Here is a 19,701-nt window from a genome sequence, read left to right as displayed (position 1 = left end):
GCCCTCGCTGTCGTTGTTTCACCCCTTGCGTCGGCGCGTCGGACCGGCGTCGTGGTGGTCGCGTCCTGCTGCTCGGGCGGCCGCCGTCACGCCGGTAGCATCGAGGAGCCCTCCGCCCGGGTGGGCCACCACGAAGGAGACAGCACCGGTGCCCGAGCTGATGACCCTCACCGTCGACGGATCTGCGACCACGGCGGAGCCGGGCACGACGGGCACCGACCTGTTCGGCGACCGGCGTGACGTGCTCGTCGTCCGCGTCGACGGCGAGCTGCGCGACCTGCACCTGCCGATCCCGGACGGCGCCGTCGTCGAGGCGGTCACGATCGACGAGCCCGACGGCCTCGCGGTCCTGCGGCACTCCGCGGCGCACGTGCTGGCGCAGGCCGTCCAGGAGGTCAACCCGACCGCGAAGCTCGGCATCGGCCCGCCCATCACGGACGGCTTCTACTACGACTTCGACGTCGAGACCCCGTTCACCCCCGAGGACCTCAAGGCCGTCGAGAAGGTGATGGGCCGGATCGTCAAGGAGGGCCAGACCTTCCGCCGGTGGGACGTCACCGAGGACGAGGCCCGCAAGGAGCTGCGCGACGAGCCGTACAAGCTCGAGCTCATCGGCCTCAAGGGTGACCCGGCCGCGGCCGACGGCGCGTCGGTCGAGGTCGGGCTCGGCGGCCTGAGCATCTACCAGAACGTGCGCGGCGCCGGCCGGGAGAGCGAGCAGGTCGTCTGGCAGGACCTGTGCCGCGGCCCGCACGTCCCGAGCACGCGCGTGCTGGGCAACGGGTTCCAGCTGACCCGGTCGGCGGCCGCGTACTGGCGCGGGTCCGAGAAGAACCCGCAGCTGCAGCGCGTGTACGGCACGGCGTGGCCGACGAAGGACGAGCTGAAGGCGTACCTCGAGCGCATCGCCGAGGCCGAGCGCCGCGACCACCGACGGCTGGGCACCGAGCTCGACCTGTTCTCGTTCCCGGACGAGATCGGCTCGGGCCTCGCGGTGTTCCACCCCAAGGGCGGCGTGATCCGCATGGAGATGGAGCACTACAGCCGGCTGCGGCACGTGCAGGGCGGGTACGAGTTCGTCAACACCCCGCACATCACCAAGAGCAAGCTGTACGAGATCTCGGGCCACCTCGACTGGTACGCGGAGGGCATGTACCCCCCGATGACCCTCGACGAGGAGCGCGACGCCGACGGGCACGTGCGCAAGGCGGGGCAGCAGTACTACCTCAAGCCGATGAACTGCCCGATGCACAACCTGATCTTCGCGGCGCGCGGCCGCTCCTACCGGGAGCTTCCGCTGCGGCTGTTCGAGTTCGGCACCGTGTACCGGTACGAGAAGTCGGGCGTGGTGCACGGCATGACCCGAGCGCGCGGGTTCACGCAGGACGACGCGCACATCTACTGCACCCGCGAGCAGATGGCGGACGAGCTCACCACGACGCTGAAGTTCGTGCTCGACCTGCTCAAGGACTACGGCCTCGACGACTACTACCTCGAGCTCTCCACCAAGAACCCGGACAAGTTCGTCGGCTCCGACGAGGTCTGGGAGGAGGCGACCGAGACGCTGCGGCAGGTCGCCGAGGCGTCCGGGCTCGACCTGGTGCCCGACCCGGGCGGCGCCGCGTTCTACGGTCCGAAGATCTCGGTGCAGGTCAAGGACGCGCTGGGTCGCACCTGGCAGATGTCCACCATCCAGCTCGACTTCAACCTGCCGGAGCGGTTCGAGCTCGAGTTCACGGCGTCCGACGGCAGCCGTCAGCGCCCCGTGATGATCCACCGCGCGCTGTTCGGCTCCGTCGAGCGGTTCTTCGCGGTGCTCACCGAGCACTACGGCGGCGCGTTCCCGGCCTGGCTCGCGCCGGTGCAGGTGCTCGCGGTGCCGGTCGCCGAGCCGTTCGAGGGGTACCTCGACGACGTCGTCCGGCAGCTGCGCGAGCAGGGCATCCGGGCCGAGGTGGACCGCTCCGACGACCGGTTCGGCAAGAAGATCCGCAACGCCAGCACGCAGAAGATCCCGTTCGTGCTCATCGCCGGAGGCGAGGACGCGGAGGCCGGGGCGGTCTCGTTCCGGTACCGGGACGGGCGCCAGGACAACGGGGTGCCCGTCGCGGAGGCGATCGAGCGGATCGTCTCGGCGGTCCGCGAGCGCGTGCAGGTCTGACGCGTGAGCGACGGCGTCGAGCCGGCCGACGTGTTCGCCGGCGAGCCGGACGGCTTCCAGCGACTGTGGACGCCGCACCGGATGGCGTACATCGGCGGGCAGGACAAGCCGACCGACGACGAGCCGGGCGACGGCTGCCCGTTCTGCCGGCAGCCGACCCTCGGCGACGAGGAGGCGCTGATCGTCGCGCGCGGGACGGTCTCGTACGTGGTCCTCAACCTCTACCCGTACAACTCCGGCCACCTGCTCGTGTGCCCGTACCGGCACGTGGCGGACTACACGGACCTGACGGACGACGAGGTCGCCGAGGTGGCGTCGCTGACGCGCACGGCGATGCGCGTGGTGCGGGCTGTCTACGCGCCGCACGGCTTCAACCTCGGGATGAACCAGGGGCCGGTGGCCGGAGCGGGGATCGCCGCGCACCTGCACCAGCACGTCGTGCCTCGGTGGGGCGGCGACTCGAACTTCCTGCCGATCGTCGCCCGCAGCCGCGCGCTGCCCGAGCTGCTCGCCGACACGCGGGCGAGGCTCGCCGCCGCGTGGCCGGACCCGACGACGACCGATCCGAAGGGATGATCGAGACGTGCTGAACCGACTGCGAGGCCTGATGTCGCGCGTCATGACCCCGCCGGCCGACGCCCTCCTGCGGGCCGGCGTCTCGCCGGACGCGGTGACGATCGTCGGCACGCTCGTCGTGGTCGTCACGGCGCTGTGGGCGTTCCCGACGGGCCACCTGTTCGTCGGGGCGCTGGTCATCGGCGTGTTCGTGCTGACCGACTCGCTCGACGGCGTGATGGCGCGCCGGTCGGGCCGGTCGGGGCCGTGGGGGGCGTTCCTCGACTCGACGCTCGACCGGTTCGGCGACGGGGCGATCTTCGCGGGTCTGCTGCTGTGGTTCGTCGGGGACGGTGACGACCGGCTGACGGCGGTGCTCGCGCTGGCGTGCGTCGTGCTCGGCTCGATCGTGCCGTACGCCCGGGCGCGGGCCGAGGGCCTGGGCATGACGGCGTCGGGGGGCATCGCGGAGCGGGCGGACCGGTTGCTCATCGCGCTGGTCGCCACCGCCGCCGTCGGTCTCGGTGCGCCCGACGCCGTGCTCACCGTCGCGCTCGGGTTCCTCGCGGTCGCGTCCGCCGTCACGATCGTGCAACGGATGGCCAAGGTGCACCGGCAGGCGGTCGGGGTGACGGAGTGAAGGTCGACGTCGCCCGGCTGTACGCGACCGCGTGGCGGGTCGCGGGGCATGTGCCGGGTCCGGCCCTGCGGGGCCTGTGCAACGCCGCGGCCGACATCGCCTGGCTGCGCCACGGCCAAGGTGTGCGACGGCTCGAGGGGAACCTCGCCCGGGTGCGACCGGGGCTCGACCGGCGCGCGCTGCGCCGGCTGAGCCGGGCGGGCATGCGCTCGTACATGCGGTACTTCGGGGAGACGTTCGCGCTGAGCACGATGACGCGCGAGCAGATCGAGGCCCGCGTGCGCGTCGTGCGCGACCCGCGGCTCGACGAGGAGCTCGCGGCGGGCCGGACCGTCCTGCTCGCCCTGGGCCACGTCGGCAACTGGGACCTCGCCGGGGCGTACTGCACCCGCGCGCTCGCGCCCGTGACGACCGTCGCGGAGCGGCTCGAGCCCGAGGAGCTGTTCCAGGAGTTCGTCGGCTTCCGCGAGTCCATCGGGCTGCGCATCTTCCCGCTGACCGGTGGGGGCGACGTCTTCCGGGACCTCGTCCGCGCGGCGCGCGGCGGCCCCGGCCTGCTGCCCCTGCTCGCGGACCGCGACCTGACGGCACGCGGCGTCGAGGTCGACCTGTTCGGGCATCGTGCGCGGGTTGCCGCCGGCCCCGCCGCCCTCGCCGTGAGCACCGGGGCGACGCTGATGCCGACCGTCGTCAGCTACGAGCGGCTGGCCGGGTCGCGTCGCCGGGCGGCGGGGTCGCCGTGGGGGATCGTCGTCGAGTTCTGCGCCCCGGTCGACGTGCCGCCCGGGCTCCCGCGGGCCGAGCAGGTGCGTGCCGTGACGCAGGCCTGGGTCGACCGGCTCGCGCTGGGCATCGCCGAGCACCCCGAGGACTGGCACATGCTCCAGGCGGTGTTCGTCGAGGACCTCGACCCGGCCCGGTACGCCGCGACGCTCGAGGCGGAGCGGAGCGTCACGTGACGACCACGCCGGGCAGGACGGACGGGCGACCGTTGCGCGTCGGCATCGTGTGCCCGTACTCGTTCGACGTGCCCGGCGGTGTGCAGTTCCACGTGCGCGACCTCGCCGAGGCGCTGCTCGCGCGCGGCCACGACGTCTCGGTGCTGGCCCCTGCGGACGACGACACGCCCGTCCCGCCGTACCTCGTCGCCGCGGGCCGCGCCGTGCCCGTCCGGTACAACGGGTCGGTCGCGCGTCTCACGTTCGGCCCGGTGACGGCGGCGCGGGTGCGCAAGTGGCTGGCGACCGGCCAGTTCGACGTGCTGCACCTGCACGAGCCGGTGACGCCGAGCCTCGGGATGCTCGCGCTGTGGATCGCGGACGGGCCCGTCGTCGCGACGTTCCACACGTCGCTGATCCGCTCGCGCCCCCTGCAGGTCGCCTACCCGCTGGTCAAGCAGTCGCTGGAGAAGATCTCCGCCCGGATCGCGGTCTCCGAGGACGCCCGGCGCACGCTCGTCGAGCACCTCGGCGGTGACGCGGTCGTGATCCCCAACGGGGTGTACGTCGACCAGTTCGCCGGCGCCGAGCGCGACCCGCGCTGGACGGGCACCCCGGACGCGCCGACGATCGCGTTCCTCGGCCGGCTCGACGAGTCGCGCAAGGGCCTGCCGGTGCTGCTGGGCGCGATGGGCCGCGTGCTCGACGCCGTGCCGGGTGCCCGGCTGATCGTCGCGGGTCGTGGCGAGACCGGTGCCCAGCAGGCCCGCGAGCTGCTGGGGGAGCGCGCGGGTGCCGTGGAGTTCCTCGGCAGCGTGTCCGACGAGGACAAGGCGAGGCTTCTCGCGTCGGTCGACGTGTACTGCGCGCCGCAGACCGGCGGCGAGAGCTTCGGGATCGTGCTCGTCGAGGCGATGAGCGCGGGTGCCACCGTCGTGGCCAGCGACCTCGGCGCGTTCAGCCGGGTGCTCGACGACGGCGCCGCAGGCGTGCTGTTCGCCACGGGGGACAGCGCCGACCTCGCGGCGACCCTCGTGCGCGTGCTCGGTGACGCCGAGCTGCGGGCCGCGGTGACCGAGCGGGCCTCCGAGGCGGTGCGCCGGTACGACTGGTCGGCCGTCACGGACCAGGTGCTCGCCGTGTACGAGATGGTCGTCGCCGGCGCGGCCGCGCCGGTCGGGGAGGACCCGTCGTCGGTGCGCGGCGCCCGGTTGCTCGAGCTGCGTCGCACGCGAGGTGAGACCCGGTGAGCTGGTCGGAGATCACCGTCGTCATCACCGTGCTCCTCGGGCTCGGCCTCTGGTGCGTCTGGGTCGCCGCGTCCCGGCTCGACCGGCTGCACCGCAAGATGAACGCCTCCCGGGCCGTGGTGGACGCGCAGCTCGTGCGTCGCGCCACCGTCGCCGCCGAGCTGGCGACGTCCGGGCTGCTCGACCCGGTGAGCTCCGTCCTCGTCGGCGAGGCGGCGTGGGCGTCGTTGTCGGCGGGTCTGTCGGACACCACGGCGCTGCCGCCCGACCTGGCCGGGCTCCTCGCGGGCGACGACCACGAGACGTCCGGCACCGACCTGCCGCTCGACCGGTCCCGCGTGGAGAGCGAGCTGTCCGCGACGCTGCGCGAGGCGCTCGACGACGAGGACGAGGTGACCGTCCTGCGTGCCGACCCGTCCGGTGACGAGCTCCTCGGCGCCCTCGGTTCCGCCTGGTACCGGCTCCAGCTCGCCCGCAGGTTCCACAACGAGGCCGTCGCCCAGGCGGCCCGCGCGCGCCGCGGACCGGTCGTCCGGGCCCTGCGTCTCGCGGGCCGCGCACCCACTCCCCGGACGCTCGACCTCGACGACGAGTGGCCCGAGAGCCTCGGCCGGCCGGGCGCCCGCGCGCACGGCGCCGACGGGTCCCGCTCGGGCGTCTGAGACGTGCGGGAGACGCCCGCGACCACGGACTACGATGACCCGATCGGGCCGCCGGACGGCGCGGCCGACCCATCCCGCACCACGATGTGAGGCTTGACGTGACCAGCGAGAACAGCCAGCCCACCACCACGACCGGCGCACCGGCAGCCGGCGTCATCGGCACCGCGCGGGTCAAGCGCGGGATGGCCGAGATGCTCAAGGGCGGCGTCATCATGGACGTCGTCACCGCGGACCAGGCGAAGATCGCCGAGGACGCCGGAGCGGTCGCCGTCATGGCCCTCGAGCGGGTGCCCGCGGACATCCGCGCCCAGGGCGGCGTCGCGCGCATGAGCGACCCCGACCTCATCGACGGCATCATCGAGGCCGTCTCCATCCCCGTCATGGCGAAGGCGCGCATCGGCCACTTCGTCGAGGCGCAGGTGCTGCAGTCGCTGGGTGTCGACTACGTGGACGAGTCCGAGGTCCTCACGCCCGCCGACTACGCGCACCACATCGACAAGTGGGCGTTCACCGTCCCGTTCGTGTGCGGCGCGACCAACCTGGGCGAGGCGCTGCGCCGGATCACCGAGGGCGCGGCCATGATCCGCTCGAAGGGCGAGGCGGGCACGGGTGACGTCTCGAACGCGACGACGCACATGCGCACGCTGCGCGACGAGATCCGCCGGCTGCAGTCGCTCCCCGAGGACGAGCTGTACCTGGCCGCCAAGGAGCTGCAGGCGCCGTACGACCTCGTCAAGGAGGTCGCGACCGCGGGCAAGCTCCCCGTCGTGCTGTTCACGGCCGGCGGCATCGCGACCCCCGCGGACGCCGCGATGATGATGCAGCTCGGCGCCGAGGGCGTGTTCGTCGGCTCCGGCATCTTCAAGTCGGGCAACCCGGCCGAGCGCGCCGCGGCCATCGTCAAGGCGACGACGTTCTTCGACGACCCGGACGTGCTGGCGAAGGTCTCCCGTGGCCTCGGCGAGGCGATGGTCGGCATCAACGTCGACGACGTCCCGGTGCCGCACCGCCTGTCCGAGCGGGGCTGGTGACCCAGGGGCACCCAGTGCCGATGGACGTGCCGGGGGCCGCGGACGACGCAGTGGCGTCCGCGGCCCCCGGCGTGTCCGCGCCCGACCCCGACCCCGCGCCCGTGGACGGGGCCGTCGACGGGCCGGGGCACTCGCTGGGGCCCGAGTGGGTCCCGGGCGAGGACGGGCTGCTCTTCCGGCGAGCGGCGCGGGTGATCCTGCTCGACGAGTCCGACCGGGTGCTCCTCATCAGGGGTCACGACGTCGACCAGCCGGAGCGCAGCTGGTGGTTCACGATCGGCGGCGGCATCGACGACGGCGAGGACGCGCTGTCGGCCGCCGTCCGCGAGGTGCACGAGGAGACGGGCATCGTCCTCGACCCGGCCGACGTCCACGGCCCGGCGTTCACGCGGTCGGCGATCTTCGACTTCTACGCCCAGCACTGCCGGCAGGACGAGGAGATCTTCGTCGCGCGCGTGCCGTCGACGGCGTTCGCTGGCGTCGACCGGGCCCGGTGGACGGCCGTCGAGCACGACGTGATCGACGAGCTGCGCTGGTGGTCGCTCGACGACCTGGCCCGCGTGCGGATCGAGGTGTTCCCCGAACGGCTCGCGGAGCTGGTCGCGAGCCTGCTGCCACGGTGGGACGGCACCACGCGCCACCTGGGGCTCGCCCGCGAGTGACGCCGGTCAGGTGACGAGGTTCCGTCGTGCGTGGGCGGGATCGAGGTGCTCACCTGCGGCGAGGACGTCCGCGAGCGCGTGCGCGGCCGCGAGCATGTCGCGGTGCGTGAGGTACGGCGCGGCGACGCCGAGGCGGACGACGTCCGGGGTCCGGAAGTCCGCGACGACCCCGCGGCCCGCGAGCGCCTGCACGAGCCCGTAGGCGTCCGGGTGCCGGACCGCGACCTGCGACCCGCGCCGGGCGTCCTCGGCCGGCGAGACGACGTCGACGTCGGGGACCAGTGCCTCCAGGCAGGTGCGCAGGAACCGGGTCAGTGACGACGACCGGCGCCGGACGTCCCGCACGTCGACCCCGTCGAAGGCCTGCAGCGCGGCCTCCAGGGCGAGCAGCGAGAGCATCGGAGGCGTGCCGATGCGGGCCCGGGCGATCCCCGGGGCGCCCTCGTACCCGTCCGCCATCGCGAACGGGTCGGCGTGGCCGTTCCACCCCGGCAGCACGTTGACGAAGCCGTCCTGGTGGCGCGTCGCGACGTACCCGAACGCCGGCGAGCCCGGACCGCCGTTGAGGTACTTGTAGGTGCACCCGACGGCGAGGTCGACACGGTGCACGTCCAGGTCGACGGGTACCGCGCCGGCCGAGTGGCACAGGTCCCAGACGGCGAGCGCACCGGCGTCGTGGGCGGCCCGCGTGAGCGACGGCAGGTCCCAGAGGCGACCGGTGCGGTAGTCCACGTGCGACAGGACGACCGCGCCGACCCTCTCCCCGCGGCCCGCGAGATCTGCGAGGAGGGCCGGCACGTGGTCGGGCGACGCGTGCTCGACCCGCCATCCGACCTGGGCGGCGACCCCGTCGACGACGTAGCGGTCGGTCGGGAACGACCCGGGGTCGGTGACGACGACGCGTGCGTCCGGGCGCAGCGCGACCGCGGCGTGCAGCGCCTGGTGCAGGCGCACCGTCGTCGAGTCGCCCACGACGACCTGGCCGGCCGCGGCGCCGACGATCCGTCCGACGGCGTCGCCGACCCGCGTGGGGGCCTCCCACCAGCCGTGGGCGTTCCACGACGACACGAGGTCCCCGCCCCACTGGTCACGGACGGCGGTCGCGAGCGCCTCGGGGACCGTCGCCGGGAGTGCGCCGAGCGAGTTGCCGTCGAGGTACACCGTCCCGGCCGGCAGCAGGAAGCGGTCGCGCAGGTCGGTCGCGGCGTGCTCGTCGTCGAGCGCGGCGGCGCGCAGGGCGAGGGCGGCGGGGTGCGGCATGGCACGGGAGCCTACGGACGTGTGCCGACCGACGGCGCGCTGCCACCTAGAATCGCCCGTCGTGACCGTCACGATCGGAGTCCTCGCCCTGCAGGGCGACGTGCGCGAGCACGTGCACGTCCTGTCCTCGCTCGGCGCCCGGGCCGTCCCGGTCCGTCGCGAGACCGAGCTCGCAGCGGTCGACGCGCTCGTGATCCCCGGCGGCGAGTCCACGACCATCGACAAGCTGCTGCGGGCGTTCGAGCTCGTGGAGCCGATCCAGGAGCGCCTGCGGGCGGGGATGCCGGCGTACGGATCGTGCGCGGGGATGATCCTGCTGGCCGACCGCGTGCTGGGCGGCATCGAGGGCCAGCAGACGCTCGGCGGGGTCGACGTGACGGTCCGCCGCAACGCGTTCGGCCGGCAGGTCGACTCGTTCGAGACAGACCTCGTGATCGACGGCGTCGAGGACTCCGCCACCGACCCCGTGCACGCCGTGTTCATCCGTGCGCCCTGGGTCGAGGAGGTCGGTCCGGCGGCGACGGCGATCGGCCGCGTGGAGGTCGGGCCGGCCGCCGGTAGGATCGTCGCCGTCCGTCAGGGTCCGCTGCTCGTCACCTCCTTCCATCCGGAGGTCACCGGCGACACCCGCGTGCACCGCCTGTTCGTCAAGATCGTCCGCGAGAGCGTGTAAGGGGTAGCGAGAGCGATGTCGGGTCACTCCAAGTGGGCCACCACGAAGCACAAGAAGGCCGTGGTCGACGCCAAGCGCAGCAAGCTCTTCGCGAAGCTGATCAAGAACATCGAGGTCGCGGCCCGCACGGGCGGTGGTGACCTCGCGGGCAACCCGACGCTCTTCGACGCGGTCCAGAAGGCGAAGAAGAACTCGGTCCCGATCGACAACATCAACCGCGCGGTCAAGCGCGGGTCCGGCCAGGAGGCCGGCGGCGCCGACTACACGACGATCATGTACGAGGGCTACGGCGCGGGCGGCATCGCGGTGCTGGTCGAGTGCCTCACCGACAACCGCAACCGTGCCGCCTCCGACGTGCGGGTCGCGTTCACGCGCAACGGCGGCCAGATGGCCGACCCCGGCTCGGTGTCGTACCTGTTCTCCCGCAAGGGCGTCGTCATCGTGCCCAAGGACGGCACCGACGAGGACGCCGTCATGGAGGCGGTCCTGGACGCCGGCGGCGAGGAGGTCAACGACCTGGGCGAGGCCTTCGAGGTCCTGTCCGAGGCGACCGACCTCGTGCCCGTCCGCACGGCCCTGCAGGAGGCGGGCATCGAGTACGACTCGGCCGACGTCGTCTTCTGGCCCGCCACGCAGATCGAGGTGGACGCCGAGGGCGCCCGCAAGATCCTGCGGCTCATCGACGCGCTCGAGGACTCGGACGACGTGCAGAACGTGTACGCGAACTTCGACGCCTCCGACGAGGTCATGGCGGAGCTCGAGAACGACTGACGCGCCGCCCGGCGTCCCCGCGGGCGCCTGCCCGGCTGCGACCATACGAGCGTGCGCGTCCTCGGTGTCGACCCCGGCCTGACCCGGTGCGGTCTCGGGGTCGTCGACGGCCTGCCCGGCCGCCGTGCGCGGCTCGTGGCCGTCGGTGTCGCACGTTCCGAGGTGGGCCTCGACGTCGACCAGCGGCTGCTCGCGATCGAGCGGCAGATCGAGGAGTGGATCGAGGAGCACGGGCCCGACGCGGTGGCCGTCGAGCGGGTGTTCGCGCAGCAGAACGTGAGCACGGTCATGGGGACCGCGCAGGTCGCCGGCCTCGCGATGGTCGCCGCCGCGCGCCGGCGCATCCCGGTCGCGCTGCACACGCCCAGCGAGGTCAAGGCCGCCGTCACCGGCAACGGTCGTGCGGACAAGGCCCAGGTCCAGACGATGGTCGCGCGGCTGCTGTCGCTCGACGAGCTGCCGAAGCCCGCCGACGCCGCCGACGCCCTCGCCCTGGCCGTCTGCCACCTGTGGCGACCCGCTGGCGCGCTGGGAGCCCCGCAGCGCGCCCCCGGGTCGCTGACGTCGGCGCAGCGGGCCTGGGCGGCGGCGGAGCAGGCGGCCCGGCGGCGCGGCTGACCGCGTGTCCTTCGTACAGGTGTTCGTCTCGGTGTGCCAGAGTGGGGGCGGCACGGTTCGGTCGACGAGAGGGGTGTGCCGGTGATCGCGTCGGTGCACGGCACGGTGCAGGCGGTCCGTCTGGACGCGGCGGTGGTCGAGGTCGGGGGAGTCGGTCTGCTCGTGCAGGCGACCCCCACCACGCTCGCGGGGCTCCGGGTCGGTGCGACCGCGCAGCTCGCCACCTCGCTCGTGGTCCGGGAGGACTCGCTTACGCTGTTCGGCTTCGCCGACGCGGACGAGCGTGAGGTGTTCGAGCTGGTGCAGACGGTGAGCGGCGTGGGGCCGCGCCTCGCGCTCGCGATGCTCGCGGTGCACACCCCGGACGGGCTGCGGCGCGCGGTGGCGGACGAGGACCTGGCGGCGCTCAAGCGCGTGCCCGGCATCGGCCACAAGGGCGCGCAGCGGATCGTGCTCGAGCTCGGCGACAAGCTCGGGCTGCCCACCTCGACGGCTGTGCCGGGAACGGCCTCGCCCTCGGACGACCGGCGCGACCAGGTCGTCGAGGCGCTCGTCGGCCTCGGCTGGACGGCCCGCGCCGCAGGCGACGCGGTCGACACGGTGCTGGAGTCCAGCCCCGGGCCGGTCGGTGCCGACGAGGTCGCCGGCGTCCTGCGCGCTGCGCTGCGCACGCTCGGCGGCGGCCGTGGCTGACGAGGAGCTCGTCACCGAACGGTTCGACGCGGAGTCGCTGGTCCGCACGGCCGCGGACGACGTCGAGCGGGCCGCGGAGGCGGCGCTGCGCCCGCGTCGGCTCGACGAGTTCGTCGGGCAGCGCGTGGTGCGCGACCAGCTCTCGCTCGTGCTGCAGGCGGCCCGCGCACGGGGCCGGGCACCCGACCACGTCCTCCTGTCTGGACCGCCGGGCCTCGGCAAGACGACGCTCGCGATGATCGTCGCGGCCGAGCTCGGGGCGTCGCTCCGCGTGACGAGCGGCCCCGCGATCCAGCACGCCGGCGACCTCGCCGCCGTGCTGTCCTCGCTCGAGGAGGGCGAGGTCCTGTTCCTCGACGAGATCCACCGCCTGGCGCGGCCGGCGGAGGAGCTGCTGTACGTCGCCATGGAGGACTTCCGGGTCGACGTGGTGGTCGGCAAGGGGGCGGGCGCGAGCGCGATCCCGCTGGCCCTGCCGCCGTTCACCGTCGTCGGTGCGACGACCCGCGCCGGGCTGCTCCCTGCGCCGCTGCGGGACCGGTTCGGATTCACCGGCCACCTCGACTTCTACGCGACCGAGGAGCTCGAGCGGGTCCTCGTCCGGTCGGCGGGCCTCCTCGGCGTCCCGCTGGCGGGGGAGGCGGCCGCCGAGATCGCCTCCCGGTCGAGGGGGACGCCCCGGATCGCCAACCGCCTCCTGCGCCGGGTCCGCGACTGGGCGGAGGTGCGGGGCGACGGCACGCTCAGCCTGGCGGCGGCGCAGTCCGCGCTGGAGGTGTACGAGGTCGACGAGCTCGGCCTCGACCGTCTGGACCGCGCGGTGCTATCGGCGCTGTGCACGCGCTTCGGCGGCGGGCCCGTCGGCCTCACGACGCTCGCCGTCGCGGTCGGCGAGGAGCCCGAGACCGTCGAGACGGTCGCGGAGCCGTTCCTCGTGCGCGAGGGGCTGGTCGGCCGGACGCCGCGCGGCCGCGTGGCGCTGCCGGCCGCGTGGGAGCACCTCGAGCTCCCGGTGCCGCCGGGGCCCGGCACGCTGTTCGGCTGAGCCCGCTCCCACCGGGTGCGGGGGCTGCCGGAACTTCGCGTTCCGGTCGCACGTTGGAGGGTCCGGCCGCTGCGCCTAGACTGCGGCGGACACCGACGACAGATCCGGAGCCGTAACCCGCATGGGCAACCTCTCGTTCCTCATCATCCTCATCATCGCGTTCGGCGCGTTGTGGCTCATGTCGAGCCGCACGCGCAAGCAGCAGCGCGCCGCGTCCGAGTTCCGGAACAACCTGGTGGCGGGTGACGAGGTGATGACAGGCTCCGGCCTGTTCGGGACCGTCGTGGACGTCGAGGACGACGTCATCACGCTCGAGACGAGCCCGGGCGGCAGCCGTACGCGGTGGATCCGCGCAGCCATCGCGAAGCGCATCGACCCTGTCGTGGAGGACACCAGCCTCGACGACGACGAGATCGAGCCGGCCGACGCGGAGGCCGACCGCCTCACGCGCGGCGACGACGAGGTCATCGATGTGCCCGACGACCTGTCGTCGCTGTCCGACGTCCGCAAGGATGACGAGCCGGACACCAAGTAATCGCACGGCCCGGGTGACGACGCCCGGGCCCGGACCCCACCAGCCGCTCCCCGTGGCTGGTGCGCGCACGAGAGAAGAACTCCGTTGGCCCCTCCCTCACGCCGTCAGAGGCCCGTCCGCACGCTGAGCGTGCTCGGGATCCTCATCGTCGCCATCGTCGCCTCGCTCTTCGCGGGCACCAGGTGGTCGGACGCGACCTGGACCCCGAACCTCGCGCTCGACCTCGAGGGTGGGACGCAGATCATCCTCCAGGCGAAGCCCATCGGGGACGAGAAGGTCACCTCCAACACGATCACGCAGGCGATCGACGTGATCCGGCAGCGCGTCGACTCGTCGGGCGTCTCGGAGGCGGAGATCACGAGCCAGGGCTCGGACCAGATCGTCGTCGGGCTGCCGGGCAAGCCGAGCGAGGAGACGCTCAAGCTCGTCCGCACGTCGGCGCAGATGGAGTTCCGTCCGGTGCTGGCCACCGCGGTCGGCACGCCGACCACGGACCAGGCGTCGGCGGCCCCGACCCCGACAGCGACCGCCGGTGCGGCGACCGAGCCCACGCCGGCCGCCACCGAGCAGGCGCCGGCGGAGGACGCCGCGACCCCCGCGCCGAGCCCGTCGGCCAGCGCGCCCGCCTCGGACACGCCGGCCAAGGCGGCCCCGGACAACGCCAGCGACGCCGCCTACTACGTCACGCCGGCGGTCCAGGAGCAGTTCGACAAGCTCGACTGCACCGACGCGGCGAACCGCACGGGCGGCACCCCGGGCGACCCGGACAAGGCGTTCGTCACCTGCGACCCCGAGGGCGTCTACAAGTACATCCTCGGCCCCGTCGAGATCGAGGGCTCCGAGATCGCGAGCGCGAGCTCCGGCCTGAACACGCTGCCGAGCGGCGGCGTCGGCAACGAGTGGGTCGTCAACCTCAAGCTCAAGTCCAAGGGCACCGAGCAGTTCACCAAGGTGACCACGCGCCTGCAGGGCCTGACGGACCCGCAGAACCGGTTCGCGATGGTCCTCGACGGCCTCGTGATCTCCTCGCCGAGCCTCGCGCCGAACGTCATCATCTCCAACGGCCAGGCGGAGATCTCCGGCAGCTTCACGCGGGAGTCCGCCGCGACGCTGGCGAACCAGCTCAACTTCGGCGCCCTGCCCGTGACGTTCGAGCCCCTGAGCGAGGAGCACATCTCCGCGACGCTCGGCGCCGAGCAGCTCGAGAAGGGCCTCCTCGCGGGCCTCATCGGCCTGATCCTCGTGGTCCTGTACTCGATGCTGCAGTACCGCGCGCTCGGCCTGCTCACGGTCGCGTCGCTCGTGGTGGCCGCCGCCCTGACGTACGGCGTCATCACGCTGCTGTCGTGGACGCAGGGCTACCGCCTGTCGCTGCCCGGTGTCGCCGGTCTGATCGTCGCCATCGGCATCACCGCGGACTCGTTCATCGTGTACTTCGAGCGCATCCGCGACGAGCTGCGCGAGGGCCGGACCCTCGGTGCCGCGGTGGACCGCGGCTGGGAGCGTGCCCGGCGCACGATCCTGGCGTCCGACGCCGTGAACTTCATCGCCGCGATCGTGCTCTACCTGCTCGCGGTCGGCGGGGTGCGCGGCTTCGCGTTCACCCTGGGGCTCACGACGATCATCGACGTCGTCGTCGTGTTCCTGTTCACGCACCCGATGATGCAGCTGATCGCCCGCATCCGGTTCTTCAACACCGGCCACCCGCTGTCCGGGCTCGACCCGCGGCGGCTCGGGGTCGACGCGACCCGGTACGTCGGACGCGGCAAGGTCGCGACGGGGCCCCGGACCGCCACGACGGACGAGGCCGTGACGGCCGACGCCGGCACGCCGGCGCCCGCGTCGCGCGTCCCGGTCGGTGTCGGCGGCGGTCAGACGATCGCCGAGCGTCGCGCGGCGGCGAAGGCCGCGGCGCAGGACGCGTCCGCCGCGCCGCCACCGCCGAGCGGGGTGAGCCCCGACGACGCCGCGCAGGAGTCCGGGACCGAGTCCGGTCGCACCGAGGGGAACGAGCACTGATGGCCGCGGGATTCGCCCAGTGGGGCAACGACCTGTACGCCGGTCGCCGGTCGTACGACATCGTCGGTCGCCGGCGCATCTGGTTCACGATCTCGACGATCCTCGTGATCCTGTCGGCGATCCTCCTGATCAAGCCCGGCCTGAACCCGGGCATCGAGTTCCGGGGCGGTTCGCAGTTCATCGTGTCGGGCGTCCCGAACGCCGACGAGCAGCTCGCCATCGACACGGTCAAGTCGATCGCGCCCGAGGAGTCGCCTGAGGTCACCGCGCTCGGGACCGACAGCCTGCGGATCCAGACGTCGAAGCTCGCCAACGACCAGGTCGAAGAGGTCGCGTCCGCCCTGCAGGCCGCGTACGGCGTGTCCGAGGACGAGGTCGCCAGCTCGTTCATCGGCCCGTCGTGGGGTCAAGACATCTCGCGCAAGGCGATCACGGGCATCCTCGTGTTCCTCGTGTTCGTCACGATCGTGATGACGATCTACTTCCGGAACTGGCGGATGGCCCTCGCGGCGCTCCTCGCCCTGTTCCACGACCTCATCATCACCGTGGGTGTGTACGCGGCCGTCGGCTGGGAGGTGACACCGGCGACGGTGATCGGCTTCCTGACGATCCTCGGGTACTCGATCTACGACACGGTCGTCGTGTTCGACAAGGTGCGCGAGAACACCGCCGACACCCTCGACCAGACCCGGTACACCTACGCCGAGAAGGCGAACCTCGCCGTCAACCAGACCCTCGTCCGGTCGATCAACACCTCGGTCGTGGCGCTGCTGCCGGTCGGCGCGATCCTGTTCGTCGGCGCGGTCATCCTCGGCGCAGGCACGCTGCGCGACATCGCGCTCGCGCTGTTCGTCGGCATGCTGATCGGCACGTTCTCGTCGGTCTTCCTTGCGACGCCGTTCGAGGTGACCCTGCGCGAGCGGGAGCCCGCGATCCGCGACCACACCCGCAAGGTGCTCGCGGCCCGCAAGGCCCGTGTCGAGGCCGGGGAGGTCGACGAGCCCCTGCTCGCGCCGGCGATCCACGGTGCGACCCAGCTGCGGCCGGGCGCGCACCAGGGTGTCCAGGCCCAGCCGAAGCGACGCCGGTGACGAGTCCGTCCCAGGCCGCGCGGCCGGCCGGGGAGCCTGCGGGCACCCTGGCCGGCCGTGCGGCCGTGCTGGCCCGGATCGACGAGCTGGTGCGGCTGGTGCCCGACTACCCCCAGCCCGGTGTGCTGTTCCGGGACATCACCCCGCTGCTAGCCGACGGCGAGGCGTTCGCGGCGGTCATCGACCAGCTCGCGGCGTCCGTCGGCGGACCGGTCGACCTGGTCGCCGGGATGGAGGCCCGCGGGTTCCTGCTCGCCGCCCCCTTGGCCGTCGCGCTGGGTGCCGGGGTCATCCCGGTGCGCAAGGCCGGCAAGCTTCCCGGTCCGACCGTCGTCGAGCACTACCAGCTCGAGTACGGCGAGGCGTCCGTCGAGGTCCACCCGTTCACGGTGCCCGAGGGCTCGCGCGTCCTTGTCGTCGACGACGTCCTCGCGACGGGCGGCACCGCCGCGGCGACCGTCCGGCTGATCGAGAGCTGCGGCGCGCACGTCGTGGGCCTGTCCTTCCTCGTCGAGCTCGACGGGCTCGCGGGGCGTCAGCAGCTCGGGGAGCACCCGATCGACGTGCTCGTCCACGTCCCCTGACACAGCTCCGGTCCAGGTCCGCAGCCAGTCGGTCGTAGACTGCTGCGAATCCGGTCCCCCCGCCGGCTTCGGCCCACCGCCCCGAGCGGATCCGCAGGGCGGGGTGGGACCGTCAGGGCGGGGAGGGACACGTTTGAGCGAGGACGTACGCACGCCTGAGACCGGCGTGCCGGCGACATCCGACCCGGCAGGGGCTGCGTCGGGCCGTGTCCGTGCGCGTCTCGCCCGGTTCGGCTCCCGCGCGTCCGTGGCGTCGCCCGCCCTCGAACCCGTGCTCCAGGCCGCCCGCACCAACCACCCGAAGGCCGACCTCGCGGTCGTCGAGCAGGCGTACGTCGTCGCCGAGCGGGCCCACCGCGGCCAGCTGCGCAAGAGCGGCGACCCGTACATCACGCACCCGGTGGCGGTCGCGACGATCCTGGCCGAGCTCGGGATGACGCCGTCCACGCTCGCGGCGGCGCTCCTGCACGACACCGTCGAGGACACCGACTACTCGCTGGACCAGCTCCGACGCGAGTTCGGTCCCGAGGTCGCGATGCTCGTCGACGGCGTCACGAAGCTCGACAAGGTCCAGTACGGCGACGCCGCCCAGGCGGAGACCGTCCGCAAGATGGTCGTCGCGATGTCCCGCGACATCCGGGTCCTCGTCATCAAGCTCGCCGACCGGCTGCACAACGCGCGGACCTGGAAGTTCGTGGCGAGCTCGTCGGCCGAGAAGAAGGCCCGCGAGACCCTCGAGATCTACGCGCCGCTGGCCCACCGCCTCGGGATGAACACGATCAAGTGGGAGCTGGAGGACCTGTCGTTCGCGACGCTGTACCCCAAGCTCTACGACGAGATCGTGCACCTCGTCGCCGAACGCGCCCCCGCCCGCGAGGAGTACCTCGCGGTGGTCCGCGAGCAGGTCGGCGCGGACCTGCGGACCGCCAAGATCAAGGCGACCGTCACGGGCCGGCCGAAGCACTACTACTCGATCTACCAGAAGATGATCGTCCGCGGCCGCGACTTCGCGGACATCTACGACCTCGTGGGTGTCCGGGTGCTGGTCGACACGGTCCGGGACTGCTACGCGGCGCTCGGGGCGCTGCACGCGCGGTGGAACCCGGTGCCGGGCCGGTTCAAGGACTACATCGCGATGCCCAAGTTCAACCTGTACCAGTCGCTGCACACGACGGTGATCGGGCCCGGCGGCAAGCCGGTGGAGATCCAGATCCGCACGCACGACATGCACCGTCGCGCGGAGTACGGCGTGGCGGCCCACTGGAAGTACAAGGAGACCGCGAAGAACGCCGCCGGCGGCCAGACGGGTGACACCGCGGGCAACGACATGGTGTGGCTGCGCCAGCTCGTCGACTGGCAGAAGGAGACGGCCGACCCGAGCGAGTTCCTCGACTCGTTGCGGTTCGAGATCGCCGGGTCCGAGGTCTACGTGTTCACGCCCAAGGGCGACGTGATCGGGCTGCCGTCCGGGTCGACGCCCGTCGACTTCGCGTACGCCGTGCACACGGAGGTCGGCCACCGCACGATGGGCGCCCGCGTGAACGGGCGGCTGGTGCCGCTCGACTCGACGCTCGAGAACGGCGACGTCGTCGACGTGTTCACGTCGAAGTCCGAGACGGCAGGTCCGTCGCGCGACTGGCTCGGCTTCGTCAAGAGCCCCCGGGCGCGCAACAAGATCCGCCAGTGGTTCTCCAAGGAGCGCCGCGAGGAGGCCATCGAGCACGGCAAGGACGCGATCGCAAAGGCGATGCGCAAGCAGAACCTGCCGATCCAGCGGCTGCTCTCGCACGAGTCGCTCGTCGCGCTCGCCAACGAGATGCGGTACGCAGACGTCTCCGCGCTCTACGCCGCGATCGGTGAGGGGCAGGTGTCGGCCGCGACCGTCGTGCAGCGGCTCGTGCACTCGCTCGGGGGCGAGCCGGCCGCCGAGGAGGACCTCGCCGAGGCCGCCCGGCCCGGGCAGGTCAGCCGCCGCGTGCGGACCGGCGACCCCGGGGTCGTGGTCAAGGGCGTCGACGACATCTGGGTGAAGCTCGCCAAGTGCTGCACGCCGGTGCCGGGCGACGACATCGTCGGGTTCGTCACCCGCGGCGCCGGTGTCAGTGTGCACCGCAGCGACTGCATCAACGTGGAGGCCCTGCGGGCGCAGCCCGAGCGGCTGGTCGACGTCGAGTGGAGCCACACCAGCTCGTCGCTGTTCCTCGTGCAGATCCAGGTCGAGGCGCTCGACCGCAGCCGGCTGCTGTCCGACGTGACACGGGTCCTGTCGGACCACCACGTGAACATCCTGTCCGCGTCCGTCTCGACGTCGCGGGACCGGGTCGCGCTGTCGCGGTTCGTCTTCGAGATGGCAGAGCCGTCGCACCTCGCGTCCGTGCTCGCGGCCGTCCGGAAGGTCGAGGGCGTGTTCGACGTGTACCGGATCACGGGGGCGAAGGCCTCGGAGGAGCCGGTCATCCGCGCCTGACGCCGCGGGGCACGGTCGCTGCGCATGGTGGCGGCCCACTGTCACG

19 protein-coding genes are annotated in these 19,701 nt (G+C 72.8%); 18 read left to right on the top strand and 1 reads right to left on the bottom strand.

Annotated features, from left to right (window positions below; genetic code table 11):
* The first annotated feature begins 160 nt into the window (after positions 1-160).
* The 8 genes from thrS to Cch01nite_RS05790 all read left to right on the top strand — a co-directional run bounded on the left by thrS (position 161) and on the right by Cch01nite_RS05790 (position 7,899).
* Positions 161-2,161 carry a threonine--tRNA ligase gene (gene thrS, locus Cch01nite_RS05825; protein ID WP_203750104.1) on the top strand — a complete coding sequence of 667 codons (2,001 nt, stop codon included), beginning with the start codon at positions 161-163 and terminating at the stop codon, positions 2,159-2,161.
* Between the two features lie 3 nt (positions 2,162-2,164).
* Positions 2,165-2,737 carry an HIT family protein gene (locus Cch01nite_RS05820; RefSeq protein ID WP_203749784.1) on the top strand — a complete coding sequence of 191 codons (573 nt, stop codon included), beginning with the start codon at positions 2,165-2,167 and terminating at the stop codon, positions 2,735-2,737.
* Positions 2,738-2,744: 7 nt separating this feature from the next.
* The gene (pgsA, locus tag Cch01nite_RS05815) at positions 2,745-3,356 is read left to right on the top strand and encodes a phosphatidylinositol phosphate synthase (protein WP_203749780.1); all 612 of its coding nucleotides are present in this window, start codon (positions 2,745-2,747) and stop codon (positions 3,354-3,356) included.
* Positions 3,353-4,315 carry a phosphatidylinositol mannoside acyltransferase gene (locus Cch01nite_RS05810; protein WP_203749777.1) on the top strand — a complete coding sequence of 321 codons (963 nt, stop codon included), beginning with the start codon at positions 3,353-3,355 and terminating at the stop codon, positions 4,313-4,315. The genes pgsA and Cch01nite_RS05810 overlap by 4 nt, the downstream gene beginning before the upstream one ends.
* Before the next feature lie 32 nt (positions 4,316-4,347).
* Positions 4,348-5,544 (top strand): glycosyltransferase family 4 protein, encoded by a 1,197-nt coding sequence (locus tag Cch01nite_RS05805; RefSeq protein ID WP_203750102.1) that lies wholly within the window; start codon positions 4,348-4,350, stop codon positions 5,542-5,544.
* Complete coding sequence (locus Cch01nite_RS05800) at positions 5,541-6,206, top strand: hypothetical protein (protein ID WP_203749774.1); 666 nt, start codon at positions 5,541-5,543, stop codon at positions 6,204-6,206. The genes Cch01nite_RS05805 and Cch01nite_RS05800 overlap by 4 nt, the downstream gene beginning before the upstream one ends.
* A 98-nt stretch (positions 6,207-6,304) precedes the next feature.
* Positions 6,305-7,237 carry a pyridoxal 5'-phosphate synthase lyase subunit PdxS gene (pdxS, locus tag Cch01nite_RS05795; RefSeq protein ID WP_203749771.1) on the top strand — a complete coding sequence of 311 codons (933 nt, stop codon included), beginning with the start codon at positions 6,305-6,307 and terminating at the stop codon, positions 7,235-7,237.
* Positions 7,238-7,257: 20 nt separating this feature from the next.
* Positions 7,258-7,899 carry an NUDIX hydrolase gene (locus Cch01nite_RS05790; protein WP_203749768.1) on the top strand — a complete coding sequence of 214 codons (642 nt, stop codon included), beginning with the start codon at positions 7,258-7,260 and terminating at the stop codon, positions 7,897-7,899.
* 6 nt (positions 7,900-7,905) lie between these two features.
* On the opposite strand, the gene kynU is transcribed toward Cch01nite_RS05790, so the two are convergent.
* Entirely contained in the window at positions 7,906-9,159 is a 1,254-nt protein-coding gene (gene kynU, locus Cch01nite_RS05785; RefSeq protein ID WP_203749765.1) for a kynureninase, read from the bottom strand.
* Between the two features lie 61 nt (positions 9,160-9,220).
* Between kynU and pdxT the strand changes: the two genes are divergently transcribed.
* The 10 genes from pdxT (at position 9,221) to Cch01nite_RS05735 (ending at position 19,655) form a co-directional block, all read left to right on the top strand.
* Complete coding sequence (pdxT, locus tag Cch01nite_RS05780; RefSeq protein WP_239069931.1) at positions 9,221-9,832, top strand: pyridoxal 5'-phosphate synthase glutaminase subunit PdxT; 612 nt, start codon at positions 9,221-9,223, stop codon at positions 9,830-9,832.
* Positions 9,833-9,847: 15 nt separating this feature from the next.
* Entirely contained in the window at positions 9,848-10,603 is a 756-nt protein-coding gene (locus Cch01nite_RS05775; protein WP_203749761.1) for a YebC/PmpR family DNA-binding transcriptional regulator, read from the top strand.
* Positions 10,604-10,654: 51 nt separating this feature from the next.
* A complete protein-coding gene (gene ruvC / locus Cch01nite_RS05770; RefSeq protein ID WP_203749759.1) occupies positions 10,655-11,221 on the top strand; it encodes a crossover junction endodeoxyribonuclease RuvC in 567 nt (188 codons plus the stop codon).
* Positions 11,222-11,302: 81 nt separating this feature from the next.
* A complete protein-coding gene (ruvA, locus tag Cch01nite_RS05765) occupies positions 11,303-11,914 on the top strand; it encodes a Holliday junction branch migration protein RuvA (protein ID WP_203749757.1) in 612 nt (203 codons plus the stop codon).
* On the top strand, positions 11,907-12,959 hold the full coding sequence (ruvB, locus tag Cch01nite_RS05760) for a Holliday junction branch migration DNA helicase RuvB (protein WP_203749754.1): 1,053 nt from the start codon (positions 11,907-11,909) through the stop codon (positions 12,957-12,959). Before ruvA ends, ruvB begins: the two co-directional genes overlap by 8 nt.
* 121 nt (positions 12,960-13,080) lie before the next feature.
* Positions 13,081-13,494 carry a preprotein translocase subunit YajC gene (gene yajC / locus Cch01nite_RS05755; protein ID WP_203749752.1) on the top strand — a complete coding sequence of 138 codons (414 nt, stop codon included), beginning with the start codon at positions 13,081-13,083 and terminating at the stop codon, positions 13,492-13,494.
* Between the two features lie 129 nt (positions 13,495-13,623).
* Complete coding sequence (gene secD, locus Cch01nite_RS05750; RefSeq protein ID WP_239069930.1) at positions 13,624-15,513, top strand: protein translocase subunit SecD; 1,890 nt, start codon at positions 13,624-13,626, stop codon at positions 15,511-15,513.
* Positions 15,513-16,604, top strand: a complete 1,092-nt coding sequence (gene secF / locus Cch01nite_RS05745) for a protein translocase subunit SecF (RefSeq protein WP_203749746.1) — start codon at positions 15,513-15,515, stop codon at positions 16,602-16,604. Before secD ends, secF begins: the two co-directional genes overlap by 1 nt.
* Before the next feature lie 47 nt (positions 16,605-16,651).
* Positions 16,652-17,188 (top strand): adenine phosphoribosyltransferase, encoded by a 537-nt coding sequence (locus Cch01nite_RS05740; RefSeq protein ID WP_203750100.1) that lies wholly within the window; start codon positions 16,652-16,654, stop codon positions 17,186-17,188.
* A 133-nt stretch (positions 17,189-17,321) separates the two neighbouring features.
* Positions 17,322-19,655: a RelA/SpoT family protein gene (locus Cch01nite_RS05735; protein WP_203749743.1), complete on the top strand. Its 2,334-nt coding sequence runs from the start codon at positions 17,322-17,324 to the stop codon at positions 19,653-19,655.
* Positions 19,656-19,701 lie beyond the last annotated feature (46 nt).

This window comes from Cellulomonas chitinilytica, from assembly GCF_016862675.1.
GTDB lineage: Bacteria > Actinomycetota > Actinomycetes > Actinomycetales > Cellulomonadaceae > Cellulomonas > Cellulomonas chitinilytica.
This window is presented reverse-complemented; position numbering and strand designations above follow the sequence as displayed.

Coding starts and splice junctions, on each gene's coding strand:
- yajC (WP_203749752.1), top strand. CDS start 13,081: ATGGGCAACCTCTCGTTCCTCATCATCCTCATCATCGCGTTCGGCGCG.
- kynU (WP_203749765.1), bottom strand. CDS start 9,159: ATGCCGCACCCCGCCGCCCTCGCCCTGCGCGCCGCCGCGCTCGACGAC.
- thrS (WP_203750104.1), top strand. CDS start 161: ATGACCCTCACCGTCGACGGATCTGCGACCACGGCGGAGCCGGGCACG.
- secF (WP_203749746.1), top strand. CDS start 15,513: ATGGCCGCGGGATTCGCCCAGTGGGGCAACGACCTGTACGCCGGTCGC.
- Cch01nite_RS05775 (WP_203749761.1), top strand. CDS start 9,848: ATGTCGGGTCACTCCAAGTGGGCCACCACGAAGCACAAGAAGGCCGTG.
- Cch01nite_RS05790 (WP_203749768.1), top strand. CDS start 7,258: ATGGACGTGCCGGGGGCCGCGGACGACGCAGTGGCGTCCGCGGCCCCC.